We start from the raw sequence: 12,055 nt of genomic DNA, 5'->3' as shown, positions 1-12,055 counted from the left end.
TGGCGTTTGTCGAAACCTGCCAGGAAATACCCCATGGACGCCGCCCAGCCCGCGCTGATCCGCGAAACCTTCCCCGTCGGCCCCCTGCAGTGCAACTGCACCATCATCGGCGACCCCGTGACGAAGAAGGCCATCGTGGTCGACCCGGGTGGCGACCACGAGCTGATCCTGCAGCGCCTCGACGCCCTGGGCCTCAAGGTCGTCAGCATCATCCACACCCATGCGCACCTGGATCACTTCCTCGCCTCCGGGCAGATGAAGGAGAAGACCGGCGCCACCCTGCACCTGCACCAGGGCGACCAGTTCCTCTGGGACAACCTGGAGATGCAGTGCCGCATGTTCGGCGTGCCCTACAAGCCGGTGCCGTCGCCGGACCAGTGGCTGCAGGACGACGAGGAACTGGCCTGCGGCTGCGGCGTGGCGCTGCATACCCCGGGGCACACGCCGGGCTCGATGAGCTTCTGGTTCCCCGGCGCCAGGCTGCTGATCGCCGGCGACACCCTGTTCCGCCGCGGCATCGGCCGCACCGACCTGTGGGGCGGCGACTACGCCACCATCGAGCGCTCGATCAAACAGCGCCTGTACAGCCTGGACGAGGAGGCCACCGTGGTTACCGGCCACGGCCCGGACACGCGCCTGGGCGATGAAATGCGCGAGAATCCGTTCATTCGTGCTTAAGGTTGTTGTGGAATCTTTTGCACGTTCCAAGCTCTAACCTGCCGCCCGGGAAAGGGCGTATCGCTTTCAAGGAGTCCTCCTTCATGTTCACCGCACGTCGTCTGTCCATGGTCGCGGCCGTCACCGCCTTCGCTCTCATGGCTGGTTGCGCCTCGCAGAATCCCTATGACCCCAACACCCAGGTCCCCCAGGAGGGCGGCGTGAGCAAGACCGCCAAGTACGGCGGCCTGGGCGCGCTGGCCGGCGCCGTGGCCGGCGCGGCGATCAACCACGACAACCGCGGCAAGGGCGCGCTGATCGGCGCCGCGGTGGCCGGCATGGCCGGCGCCGGCTACGGCTACTACGCCGACAAGCAGGAAGCCCAGCTGCGCCAGCAGATGCAGGGCACCGGCGTGCAGGTGCAGCGCCAGGGCGATGACATCAAGCTGATCATGCCGGGCAACATCACCTTCGCCACCGATTCGGCGAACATCGCTCCGTCCTTCTACGCGCCGCTGAACAACCTGGCGAACTCCTTCAAGCAGTTCAACCAGAACAGCATCGAGATCGTCGGCTACACCGACAGCACCGGCAGCCGCCAGCACAACATGGACCTGTCGCAGCGCCGGGCGCAGAGCGTGGCGACCTACCTGACTTCGCAAGGCGTCGACGGCACCCGCGTGAGCACCCGCGGCATGGGGCCGGACCAGCCGATTGCCAGTAACTCCACTGCTGATGGTCGTGCGCAGAACCGTCGCGTCGAGGTGAACCTGAAGGCCCTGCCGGGCGCCCAGGGCACCGCGCCGCAGGGTGGCCAGCAGCAGTATCAGTAAGCGTTGCCTGGATGAAGAAAGCCCGCCGGTTGGCGGGCTTTTTGTTGGGACAGGGGTATTGGTCGTGCCACCGGGGCGTCCGGCGTGGTCGGCGCCCTACGCCAGGCTTGACCGTGACGTAGGGCGGATAACCGTTCGCGGTTATCCGCCGTTTCACCTTCACCACAACCCGCGCCAAGCCCCGTAGGATGGGTTGAGCGAAGCGATACCCATCACCAGGGTCCGATGGGTATCGCAAGCTCAACCCATCCTACGAAAAGCGCCTCGGCGTATGCGGCCCCACCCGAAAAGCGCCCCCCTCAAGCCCCAGCCGGATACTCCCGGTGCAACTGCGCCAGCACCTGATCCTTGCGCTCCCACAGCTGGTTCACCCAGCGCTGGAACTCCGCCCGGTAATCCGCATCCTGGTCGTAGCTCTTGCCGATGAACTGCCGCGGGATCTCCAGCTCCTCGAAGCGCACCACCACGCGCTTCAGGCGCCCGGACAGCAGGCACCAGAAGGTCGGGCTGCCGTCGGGGTAGTGGATGGTCACGTTGACCAGGGTGCGCAGCTGCTCGCCCATGGCGTCGAGGACGAAGGCGATGCCGCCGGCCTTGGGCTTGAGCAGGTGCTGGAACGGCGAGCCCTGCTCGTCGTGCTTGGCGCGGGTGAAGCGGGTGCCTTCGAGGAAGTTGAAGATGGCCACCGGGATGCGCTTGAACTTGGCGCAGGCCTTGCGGGTGGTGGCCAGGTCCTGGCCCTGCTTCTCCGGGTGTTTCGCCAGGTAGGCCTTGCTGTAGCGCTTCATGAAGGGGAAATCCAGCGCCCACCAGCACAGGCCGATGACGGGCACCCAGATCAGCTGCTGCTTGAGGAAGAAGCGCAGCAGCGGGATGCGCCGGTTGAGCTGGTACTGCAGGACGAGGATGTCGACCCAGCTCTGGTGGTTGCTGGTGACCAGGTAGGAATGGTCGTACTCCAGGCCTTCCAGGCCCTGGACGTTCCAGCCGGTGCGCTGCACCAGGTTCATCCAGCCCTTGTTGCAACTGATCCAGCCTTCGGCGATCAGCCCCATGATCCGCCGGCAAACCGCCTGGGCCGGGGCGAAGGGCAGCAGCAGCTTGAACAGCGTCATGCCGAACAGCGGGACGCACCAGCACAGGGTGCTGAGGATCAGCAGCAGGCCGGCGAGCGAGCCGCGCAGGGCATGGGGAAGGAAGTTGAGCATGGATGTTCCTTGTACATGGGCGACGCTCGGCGGCGGCGCGTGGTCGGGGTTCCGGCCCCGTCGTTTCGGGTGGCACCTTCCTGTGCCGGCGTTGGCCTGGGCCGCCCGCGGGCGGCCCTCCTTGGAGTCAGGTCTGTTGCGTGTCGGCCTGGATCGCGGTGAGCGCGATGGTGTAGACGATGTCTTCCACCAGGGCGCCGCGCGACAGGTCGTTCACCGGCTTGCGCAAGCCTTGCAGCATGGGGCCGATGCTGATGCAGTCGGCGCTGCGCTGCACCGCCTTGTAGGTGGTGTTCCCGGTGTTCAGGTCGGGGAACACGTACACCGTGGCGCGGCCGGCCACCGGGCTGTCGGGGGCCTTCTGGCGGCCGACGCCGGCGACGGCGGCGGCATCATACTGCAAGGGCCCGTCGATCAACAGATCGGGGCGTTTTTCCTGCGCGATGCGTGTCGCTTCCCGCACTTTCTCGACATCCGCGCCGGTTCCCGAGTCCCCCGTGGAGTAGCTGATCATCGCCACCCGCGGGACGATGCCGAAGGCCTGCGCCGAGTCGGCACTCTGCAGGGCGATCTCCGCCAGGTCACTGGCCGAAGGATCGGGATTCACCGCGCAGTCGCCGTAGACCACCACCTGGTCGGGCAGCAGCATGAAGAACACCGAGGACACCAGGTTGTAGCCCGGCGCGGTCTTGATCAACTGCAGCGCCGGGCGGATGGTGTTGGCGGTGGTGTGGATGGCGCCGGAGACCAGGCCGTCCACCTCTTCCAGGGCGAGCATCATGGTGCCCAGCACCACGTTGTCTTCCAGCTGCTGCTCGGCCATGGGCGCGTTGAGGTTCTTGCCCTTGCGCAGCGTCACCATGGGCTCGACGTAGCGGCTGCGCACTAAGTCCGGGTCGATGACCTCCAGGTCCGCCGGCAGGGCGATGCCGAGCATCTGCGCCACCGCCTGGACGTCGTCGGGCTTGGCCAGCAGCACGCAGCGGGCGATGCCGCGGGCGTGGCAGATCACCGCCGCCTGCACGGTGCGCGGCTCGCTGCCCTCGGGCAGGACGATGCGCTTGCCGGCGCGGGCGGCGCGCTGCGTCAACTGGTAGCGGAACACCGGCGGCGACAGGCGCGGCTCGTGGGGCGCGCCGCAGCGCTCGCGCAGCCATTCGAAGTCGATGTGCCCGGCGACGTACTCGGTGACGTGCTCGGCGCGCTCGCGGTCGTCGATGGGGATTTCCTTGTTCATCCGCGTGAGGTCGCCGGCGGTGTCGTAGGAGCCGGTGTTCACCGTCAGCACCGGCAGGCCGCTCTGCAGGGCGCTGCGGCACAGCTCCATGATCCGCGCGTCCGGCGCCAGGCCGCTGCACAGCAGCAGGCCGGCCAGGGGCACGCCGTTCATCGCCGCCAGGCAGGCGGCGAGGATGATGTCGTCGCGGTCGCCCGGCACCACCACCAGCACGCCGGGCTTGAGCAGGTGCACGGTGTTCGGCGCCGAGGGCGCGCAGAGGATGATCTTCTGCACCCGGCGCTGCTCGTAGTCGCCGGCGTTGAGCACGCTGGCGTTGAGCAGGTCGGCCACGTCGCGGGTGCGCGGGGCGTTGAGGTCGTCCTGCCAGGGGATGCAGCCGAGCAGGCGGAACTCGCCGCCGCGCATCAGCGCCGAGTGCTCGCTCAGGCGCGAGGCGAAGCGCTGGGCGGCGGCCTCGCCTTCCAGCGGGCGGCCTTCCTCGTCGACGTCGCGGACCTTGTTGAGGATCACCCCGAGCAGCTTCGGGTCGTGGGCGCCGCCGAACAGCTGGGCCTGGATCTCCAGGCGGTCGCACAGCTCGTTGAGCGTCTCGTTCTCCGGCGCCGAGACCAGGATGACCTCGGCGTCGGTGCTCTTGGCCAGGTGGAAGTTGATGCGCGCGGCGTAGCTGACGTGGCGGGTGGGGACCATGCCCTCGATGATCATCACGTCCTGGCCTTCGGCGGCGGCCCGGTACTCGTGGATGATGCCTTCGAGCAGGTCGTCCAGCAGGCCGTCGCCGAGCATCCGCTCGACCTTGCCCAGGGGCAGCGGGGTGGGCGGCTTGAGGCCGTGGGTGCGGGCTACCAGTTCGCTGGAGCGCTCCGGGCCGTCGTCGCCGGGCTGCGGCTGGGCGATGGGTTTGTAGAAGCCGACCTTCAGGCCGGCGCGCTGCAGGGCGCGGATCAGCCCGAGGCTGATGGAAGTGAGGCCGACGCCAAAGCCGGTCGGGGCGATGAAGAAGGTATGCATCCGGGCTCCTTAAGCCGTTCGGGTTCGCTGCGGCCCTTGTGGGGCCGGGGAGGCAATCTTCAGCCGAGCACGGCCAGGGTGTCGAGGGCGATCTGGCGTTCCTCGTTGGTCGGGATCACCAGCACCCGCGGATGGCCCAGGGCGTGGATCGGCCCCTCGACGCCGCGCACGCAGCGGGCATTGGCCTCGCCGTCGAGCTGCAGGTTCATCACGTGCAGGTGCTGCACCGTGAGGTTGCGCACCAGGGGCGAGTTCTCGCCGATGCCGCCGGTGAAGATCAGCCCGTCCAGGCGCGGCAGGGCGCAGGTCATGGCCGCCAGGGACTTGGCCAGGCGGTAGCAGAACACCTCGATGGCCAGCGCCGCGTTGGCATGACCCTGCTCGCGGGCGTGCTCCAGGGTGCGCATGTCGTTGGACAGGCCGGACAGCCCGAGCAGGCCGCTGTCGTGGTTGAGCATGTGGTCGATCTTCTCCAGGCTCCAGCCCAGGGTGCGCGCCAGGTGGCTGTGCAGGTTGGGGTCGACGTCGCCGCTGCGGGTGCCCATCACCAGGCCTTCCAGGGGCGTCAGGCCCATGCTGGTGTCGCGGCTCTGGCCCTCGGCGATGGCGCAGGTGGAGCTGCCGTTGCCCAGGTGCGCGGATATCCAGTAGCTGTCGCCCAGGGCCAGGCCGCTGATCTCGGCGGCGCGGTGGCTGACGTAGCGGTGGCTGGTGCCGTGGAAGCCGTAGCGGCGCACGTGCTGCTCGCGGTACAGCGGCTCCGGCAGGGCGTAGCGGTAGGCGCGCGGCGGCAGGCTCTGGTGGAAGGCGGTGTCGAACACGGCGACGTGGGGCAGCTGTGGATAAAGCGCCATGGCCGCTTCGATGCCCAGCAGGTTGGCCGGGTTGTGCAGCGGCGCCAGGGGCACGGTGTCGCGGATCGCCTGGAGCACCTCGGCGTCGATCCGGCAGGCCTGGGTGAAGCGCTCGCCGCCGTGCACCACGCGGTGGCCGATGGCGTGCAGCGGGCCCTTCACGGCCTGCTCCACCAGCGGCAGCAGGCGCGCCAGGGCGACTTCGTGGCCGGCGCCGTCGCCCAGTTCCAGGCTGTCGCGCTGGCCGCCGCGCACCCAGCCGAGCACCGCGCCGGGCTCGCCCAGGCGCTCGGCCAGGCCGTGCAGGACGAAGCCCTCGCGGTCCTCGCCGGCCAGGGCGAACTTGATCGAGGAACTGCCGCAGTTGATTACCAGGATGTTGCGTGCCGCCATGCTCGTCTCAGTCCTTGTCGTCGGAGTGGGTTGCCCGGGCGCACCAGCCGCAGGCGAAGGGCCGGCCGATCAGCGCCGCGCGGGCCTTTGCGTCCAGCACCCAGGGGCGCGACTGCCAGGGCGGCTGGTGGCGCAGGTGCTGGGTGTGGCCGCAGGACAACACTGCCACCCAGTGGCCGTCCTCGTCCTGATGGAAGTCAAGCAGGCGCGGCGGCTCGCGCACGGGCCATCCGTCCGCCTTCGGGTCGCTTTCATCCCCGGCCCGGCGTAGACTTGTCCGCTCAACTTCTTTTTCCGAAAGGTTCTTCCCCATGCAGATCGCAGCCAACAAGGCGGTTTCCATCGACTATACCCTGACCAACGACGCAGGTGAGGTCATCGACAGTTCCGCCGGCGGCGCTCCGCTGGTGTACCTGCATGGTGCCGGCAACATCATCTCCGGTCTGGAGAAGGCCCTGGAAGGCAAGCAGGTCGGCGACGAGCTGGACGTAGCCATCGAGCCGGGCGAAGCCTACGGCGAATACAGCGCCGAGCTGGTCGCCACCCTGAGCCGCGAGATGTTCGAAGGCGTCGACGAGCTGCAGGTCGGCATGCAATTCCACGCTTCCGCTCCGGACGGCGGCATGCAGATCGTCACCATCCGCGACATCGACGGCGACGACGTCACCGTCGACGGCAACCACCCGCTGGCCGGCCAGCGCCTGAACTTCAAGGTCAAGGTGGTCAACGTGCGCGAAGCTTCCGAGGAAGAAGTCGCCCACGGCCACATCCATGGCGAGGGCGGCCACCACCACTGAGGTGTTTCGTCGGGCCGATTGATGGCCCGGTGACACCCGGTCGGAGCTGCTAAGCTTGTACCCGTGAAAGGCGCCTGAGGGCGCCTTTCGCATGCACGGACGCTGGGCCTTTTTCCCGAACCGACTGGGATGCGCCGCGTGGACGACTTGTCCGGCCGGGCGCACGGCACTTCGTGTGCCTATTTCATTCAAGGAGTACTCCAATGAGCGCTTTTCACGATCTGACTCTGCGTGGCCTGGATGGCCAGGATCTGCCGCTCTCCCCATTGAAGGGCAAGGTGGTGCTGGTGGTGAACGTCGCCTCCAGGTGTGGTCTGACCCCGCAGTACGCCGGGCTGGAGAAGCTCTACCAGCAATACCGCGACCGCGGCTTCGTGGTCCTGGGCCTGCCCTGCAACCAGTTCGCCGGCCAGGAGCCGGGCAGCGAGGCGGACATCCAGTCGTTCTGCTCGCTGAACTACGGCGTCAGCTTCCCGATGTCGGCCAAGCTCGAGGTCAACGGCCCCGAGCGCCATCCGCTGTACCGCCTGCTGGCGGGCGAGGGCGCCGAGTTCCCCGGCGACATCACCTGGAACTTCGAGAAGTTCCTGCTCGCCCCCGACGGCCGCGTGCTGGCGCGCTTCAGCCCGCGCACCGCGCCGGACGACGCGGCCCTGGTGCAGGCCATCGAGAAGGCCCTGGGCTGAGCCCGCGCACCGGCAGGAGAGGGCGCTTGCGCCAATCCTGCCGGCATTTCCCTCATCCATGCCAGCCCTCCCATGGAGGGCTTCGACGAGGTGCGCCTGCGCTTCGCGCTGGAGCGGCACGTCAGCTGGCACTGAAGCCGCTGCCTGTGGCACAGAATCACCGCCATCAATAGTGCTGGGCAGGGCGAGACGACCGGTCATATCCTGCGCCCCATGAACACCAGCATCCGACTCGACAAGCGCGACCTCATCCTGGCCAAGGGCTCGGCGGTCATGACCCGCTGCGGCTACCACGGCACCGGGGTGCAGGACATCGTCCAGGCCGCGGGCATTCCCAAGGGCTCCTTCTACCACTACTTCGAGAGCAAGGAAGACTTCGCCCTGCAGGCCCTGGAGCACATCTACGGCTCGCGCCTGCAGCGCTACGCCGAGGCCCTGGGCAACCCGGCGCTGGGCCCGCGCGCGCGCATCCTCGGCTACTACGCCGAGCTGCTGGCGCACTTCGCCCGCCAGGAGAAGGCCGAGTACCACTGCTTCATCGGCAGCCTCAGCTTCGAGATGGCCGAACTGTCGCCGGCCATCGGCGCCCAGGTCGACGCCATCCTCCAGCGCGGCGCCGACATCCTCCGCGACTGCCTGGCCGAGGCGCAGCGCGCCGGCGAGCTGGCCGCGGACGAGGACTGCGAGAACCTCGCCAACTTCATCGCCAACGCCTGGCAGGGCGTGCTGGGGCGGCTGAAGGCGAGCGGCTCGCTGCAACCCATGGAAGCCTTCATCGCCCGCCTGGAGCGGGTGCTGGCGGCCTGAACATCATGCAACCCACTGACGGGACGGGCCGCCCGGCCGCCCCTGGAGAACCTTCGTGAGCGCATCCGTAGAGAGCCTGTTCCAGCCCTTCCGCCTCGGCAACCTGGAGCTGCCGACCCGCGTGGTCATGGCCCCGATGACCCGCAACTTCAGCCCGGGCGGCGTGCCCCACGCCCAGGTGGTGGAGTATTACCGCCGCCGCGCCGCCGCCGGCGTCGGCCTGATCGTCACCGAAGGCACCACCGTCGGCCACAAGGCCGCCAACGGCTATCCGAACGTGCCGCGCTTCTACGGCGAGGACGCCCTGGCCGGCTGGAAGCAGGTGGTCGACGCGGTGCACGCCGAAGGCGGCAAGATCGTCCCGCAGCTGTGGCACGTGGGTTCCGTGCGCCGCCTGGGCGTGGAGCCGGACGCCAGCGTCCCCGGCTACGGCCCCAGCGGCAAGGTCAAGGACGGCCAGGTGCTGGTCCATGAAATGACCAGGGAAGACATCCAGGACGTCATCGCCGCCTTCGCCCAGGCCGCCCGCGACGCCAAGGCCATCGGCATGGACGGCGTGGAGATCCACGGCGCCCACGGCTACCTGATCGACCAGTTCTTCTGGGACGGCAGCAACAAGCGCACCGACGAATACGGCGGCAGCCTGGCCAACCGCTCGCGCTTCGCCATCGAGCTGATCCGCGCCGTGCGCGAGGCGGTGGGCCCGGACTACCCGATCATCTTCCGCTTCTCGCAGTGGAAGCAGCAGGACTACGCCGCGCGCCTGGTGCAGACCCCGGAAGAACTGGCGGCGTTCCTCAAGCCGCTGTCCGAGGCCGGCGTGGACATCTTCCACTGCTCGACCCGCCGCTTCTGGATTCCCGAGTTCGAAGGCTCGGACCTCAACCTGGCCGGCTGGACGCGCCAGCTCACCGGCAAGCCGACCATCACCGTGGGCAACGTCGGCCTGGACGGCAGTGAGTTCCTGGCCTTCTTCGGCAAGACCGACGAAGTGGCCCAGCCTTCGGGCATCGAGGGCCTGCTGGAGCGCCTGGGCAAGCAGGAGTTCGACCTGGTGGCGGTGGGCCGCGCGCTGCTGGTGGACCCGGACTGGGCGTTGAAGGTGCGCGACGGCCGCCTGGCCGACATCAAGCCGTTCAGCCGCGATGCGCTGATGTCCCTGGCCTGATCGCCGCGGACCGACAAGACCGCCCGGGGCACTTCCCCGGGCGGTTTCTTTTGTCCTTTTCCTAAGGCCATTTCCGCCAAATTTACAAATCTTTTCCGAAGTAGGCCTTCCGATCTGCTGACTTGAAGGTCGGAAACAGGCATTGTAGGGCGGCTAACACACAACAATAGGCCGGCACACGGCCAAAGGAGCTAAGCCATGCGGATCGGCCTGGTGGTGGATGCGACCTGCGACCTGCCCCCCGAATTCCTCGCTGCCAACAACATCCGCGTCCTGCCCATCGGTATCCGGGTGGGCCAGCGGCGCATCATCGACGATCGCGACCCCGACACCACCCTGCGCTTCTACGCCGAGGACCTGCCCAAGGTCGCCCCGGAAGACGGCAGCGAACCGCTGACCGCCGTGGAAACCCAGGCCTGGTTCCTGGAACAGCTGGTCACCGACTTCGACTACGTCATCTGCCTGACCGTCAGCAGTGCGCGCAGTCCGATCTTCGACAACGCCACCCAGGCCTCCTTCGGCCTGCTGCAGAACTACCGCGAGAAACGCGCCGCGGCCGGCATCAACGGCCCCTTCGCGCTGCGCGTGGTGGACAGCCAGACGGTGTTCGCCGGCCTGGCGGTGCTGGCCGCCGAAGGCGCGCGCCTGCTCGGCGAGGACCAGCACCCCAACGCCATCCGCACGCGCCTGGAGCAGCTGAGCCAGCAGATGAACACCTTCCTGGTCGCCAACGACCTGGGCCACGTGCGTCGCCGCGGTTTCCAGAAGGGCGACCGCAGCAGCATTGGCGACCGCCTGCGCGGCGCCTTCCTCGGCATCGGCTCGATGCTCGACATGAAGCCGGTGCTGAGCCTGGTGCAGGGCGAGGACAAGCCGGTGTCGGTGTCGCCGAACTACGAGAAGTCCGCCGAGCGCCTGCTCAACTTCGCCCGCGCGCGGGTGGAGGCCGGCGAACTGCTGGCCCCGCACGTCGGCCTGAGCTACGCCGGCGACCCTTCGGCGCTGCGCGACCTGCCGGGCTTCGAGGCGCTGGAGCAGGCCTGCGGCAAGCGCGGCATCGCCATGCACCTGGGCATGCTCAGCCCGACCGGGGGCATCAACCTCGGCGCCGGGGCCATGAGCCTGTCGTTCGCCGCCGAGCCCAAGCCCTTCGCCTGATCACTTGCGCACGGTATCGGCGCCCAGCGCGCCGGTGCCGTTGGCCGGCGCCGGCAGCGGCTGGCGTATGGCCTCCAGCAGGTAGCCCTCGAAGCGTTCGACGATGCTGCGCCATTCCAGGCGGCCGGCGTGCCGGCGTGCGTTCAGGCGCACCCGGCGCAGGTGCTCGCGGTCTTCCAGCAGCCAACTGGCGGCATCGATGAAATCGGCCTCGTCGCCGGGTATCGCCAGCGCGCCGTCGTGGCCGTGGCGGATGTGCTGGGCCGCGGCGGCCTGGTCGTAGGCGACCACCGCCAGGCCCGAGGCCAGCGCCTCCAGCACCACGTTGCCGAAGGTCTCCGACAGGCTGGGGAAGAGGAACAGGTCGCCGCTGGCGTAGTGCCGGGCCAGTTCCTCGCCGCGTTGCAGGCCGCAGAAGATCGCGTCCGGCAGGTCGCGGGCGAGCTGCGCGCGCTGCGGGCCGTCGCCGACGATCACCAGGCGCAGCTTCAGCTGCGGGTGGGCGGCGCGCAGTTGATTGAAAGCGCGGCCGAGCAGGCCGAGGTTCTTCTCCGCGGCCAGGCGGCCGACGTGCAGCACGGCGATGTCCTGCTCGCCCAGGCCCCACTCGCGGCGCAAGGCATCGTCGCGGCGGCCGGGCTGGAACAGCTGGCCATCCACGCCGCGCGCCAGCTGGGCGAGGTGGGCGAAGCCGCGGCGCTCCAGCTCCAGCGCCTGGCTGGCGCTGGGCACCAGGGTGCGCAGGGTGCGGTTGTGGAACCAGCGCAGGTAGGCCGTCACCAGGCGTGTCAGCGGGCCCAGGCCGTAGTGCGCGCTGTACTGCTGGAAATTGGTGTGGAAGCCGCTCAGCGCGGGAATCCGCAGGCGCCGCGCGGCGCGCAGGGCGGCCAGCCCGAGCGGGCCCTCGGTGGCGATGTAGAGCACGTCCGGGCGCAGCCGCCGCCAGTGCCGCAGCAGCTTGTGCAGGCACGACTGGCCCCATTGCAGGCCGGGGTAGCCGGGCAGCGGCCAGCCGCGGGTGAGCAGCAGCTCGTCGTCGCTGTGGCGGCCGTCGTCGACGTGCTGCCGCGGGCGCACCACCTGCACCCGGTGGCCGAGCTGCAGCAGCCCGGCGGCGAGGCGCCCGAGGGTGTTGGCCACGCCGTTGATTTCCGGCGGGAAGGTTTCGCTGATCAGCGCGATGCGCAGGGGAGTCGTGCTCATGAACGGCAGTCTCCGCCCGGCCGGTGTAGCTCGTGTGACG

The 12,055-nt window shown here is 68.8% G+C and carries 12 protein-coding genes; 7 read left to right on the top strand and 5 right to left on the bottom strand.

From position 1 onward, the window contains the following. Nucleotides 1-33: 33 nt before the first annotated feature. Together IG194_RS08200 and IG194_RS08195 are read left to right on the top strand one after the other, a co-directional pair. Nucleotides 34-678, top strand: coding sequence for an MBL fold metallo-hydrolase (locus IG194_RS08200; protein ID WP_009616027.1), 645 nt, complete (start codon nt 34-36; stop codon nt 676-678). A gap of 83 nt (nt 679-761) precedes the next feature. Next, nucleotides 762-1,490 carry an OmpA family protein gene (locus IG194_RS08195; protein WP_009616028.1) on the top strand — a complete coding sequence of 243 codons (729 nt, stop codon included), beginning with the start codon at nt 762-764 and terminating at the stop codon, nt 1,488-1,490. A gap of 299 nt (nt 1,491-1,789) precedes the next feature. Here the strand turns inward: IG194_RS08195 and IG194_RS08190 are convergent, their stop codons facing one another. The 4 genes from IG194_RS08190 to IG194_RS08175 all read right to left on the bottom strand — a co-directional run bounded on the left by IG194_RS08190 (nt 1,790) and on the right by IG194_RS08175 (nt 6,539). Continuing rightward, nucleotides 1,790-2,698: an acyltransferase gene (locus tag IG194_RS08190; protein WP_058487397.1), complete on the bottom strand. Its 909-nt coding sequence runs from the start codon at nt 2,696-2,698 to the stop codon at nt 1,790-1,792. Between the two features lie 127 nt (nt 2,699-2,825). Continuing rightward, complete coding sequence (pta, locus tag IG194_RS08185; RefSeq protein WP_043312677.1) at nt 2,826-4,949, bottom strand: phosphate acetyltransferase; 2,124 nt, start codon at nt 4,947-4,949, stop codon at nt 2,826-2,828. Nucleotides 4,950-5,008: 59 nt separating this feature from the next. Next, on the bottom strand, nt 5,009-6,196 hold the full coding sequence (locus IG194_RS08180; RefSeq protein ID WP_058487396.1) for an acetate kinase: 1,188 nt from the start codon (nt 6,194-6,196) through the stop codon (nt 5,009-5,011). 7 nt (nt 6,197-6,203) lie between these two features. Next, the gene (locus IG194_RS08175; protein ID WP_081884745.1) at nt 6,204-6,539 is read right to left on the bottom strand and encodes a DUF3565 domain-containing protein; all 336 of its coding nucleotides are present in this window, start codon (nt 6,537-6,539) and stop codon (nt 6,204-6,206) included. Between IG194_RS08175 and slyD the strand changes: the two genes are divergently transcribed. The 5 genes from slyD (at nt 6,508) to IG194_RS08150 (ending at nt 10,812) form a co-directional block, all read left to right on the top strand. Then, the gene (gene slyD, locus IG194_RS08170) at nt 6,508-6,993 is read left to right on the top strand and encodes a peptidylprolyl isomerase (protein WP_009616033.1); all 486 of its coding nucleotides are present in this window, start codon (nt 6,508-6,510) and stop codon (nt 6,991-6,993) included. The two genes, IG194_RS08175 and slyD, sit on opposite strands and share 32 nt — an antisense overlap. A gap of 203 nt (nt 6,994-7,196) precedes the next feature. Beyond that, a complete protein-coding gene (locus IG194_RS08165; RefSeq protein WP_009616034.1) occupies nt 7,197-7,679 on the top strand; it encodes a glutathione peroxidase in 483 nt (160 codons plus the stop codon). A 213-nt stretch (nt 7,680-7,892) separates the two neighbouring features. After that, nucleotides 7,893-8,486, top strand: coding sequence for a TetR/AcrR family transcriptional regulator (locus tag IG194_RS08160; protein WP_009616035.1), 594 nt, complete (start codon nt 7,893-7,895; stop codon nt 8,484-8,486). 55 nt (nt 8,487-8,541) lie between these two features. Beyond that, nucleotides 8,542-9,654: an NADH:flavin oxidoreductase gene (locus tag IG194_RS08155; protein WP_058487395.1), complete on the top strand. Its 1,113-nt coding sequence runs from the start codon at nt 8,542-8,544 to the stop codon at nt 9,652-9,654. Between the two features lie 198 nt (nt 9,655-9,852). After that, complete coding sequence (locus IG194_RS08150; protein ID WP_058487394.1) at nt 9,853-10,812, top strand: DegV family protein; 960 nt, start codon at nt 9,853-9,855, stop codon at nt 10,810-10,812. Here the strand turns inward: IG194_RS08150 and IG194_RS08145 are convergent, their stop codons facing one another. Next, nucleotides 10,813-12,015, bottom strand: coding sequence for a glycosyltransferase family 4 protein (locus tag IG194_RS08145; protein ID WP_058487393.1), 1,203 nt, complete (start codon nt 12,013-12,015; stop codon nt 10,813-10,815). Between the last annotated feature and the right edge of the window lie 40 nt (nt 12,016-12,055).

It is taken from the genome of Pseudomonas sp. ADPe (assembly GCF_014843515.1).
GTDB classification, from domain to species: Bacteria; Pseudomonadota; Gammaproteobacteria; order Pseudomonadales; family Pseudomonadaceae; genus Pseudomonas; species Pseudomonas citronellolis.
This window is presented reverse-complemented; position numbering and strand designations above follow the sequence as displayed.

What these genes read in the sequence shown, in the direction of transcription:
- IG194_RS08195 (WP_009616028.1), top strand. Translation starts at nt 762, where the DNA reads ATGTTCACCGCACGTCGTCTGTCCATGGTCGCGGCCGTCACCGCCTTC.
- IG194_RS08190 (WP_058487397.1), bottom strand. Translation starts at nt 2,698, where the DNA reads ATGCTCAACTTCCTTCCCCATGCCCTGCGCGGCTCGCTCGCCGGCCTG.
- IG194_RS08180 (WP_058487396.1), bottom strand. Translation starts at nt 6,196, where the DNA reads ATGGCGGCACGCAACATCCTGGTAATCAACTGCGGCAGTTCCTCGATC.
- IG194_RS08200 (WP_009616027.1), top strand. Translation starts at nt 34, where the DNA reads ATGGACGCCGCCCAGCCCGCGCTGATCCGCGAAACCTTCCCCGTCGGC.
- IG194_RS08175 (WP_081884745.1), bottom strand. Translation starts at nt 6,539, where the DNA reads ATGGAAACCGCCTTGTTGGCTGCGATCTGCATGGGGAAGAACCTTTCG.
- IG194_RS08150 (WP_058487394.1), top strand. Translation starts at nt 9,853, where the DNA reads ATGCGGATCGGCCTGGTGGTGGATGCGACCTGCGACCTGCCCCCCGAA.
- IG194_RS08165 (WP_009616034.1), top strand. Translation starts at nt 7,197, where the DNA reads ATGAGCGCTTTTCACGATCTGACTCTGCGTGGCCTGGATGGCCAGGAT.
- slyD (WP_009616033.1), top strand. Translation starts at nt 6,508, where the DNA reads ATGCAGATCGCAGCCAACAAGGCGGTTTCCATCGACTATACCCTGACC.
- IG194_RS08160 (WP_009616035.1), top strand. Translation starts at nt 7,893, where the DNA reads ATGAACACCAGCATCCGACTCGACAAGCGCGACCTCATCCTGGCCAAG.
- pta (WP_043312677.1), bottom strand. Translation starts at nt 4,949, where the DNA reads ATGCATACCTTCTTCATCGCCCCGACCGGCTTTGGCGTCGGCCTCACT.
- IG194_RS08145 (WP_058487393.1), bottom strand. Translation starts at nt 12,015, where the DNA reads ATGAGCACGACTCCCCTGCGCATCGCGCTGATCAGCGAAACCTTCCCG.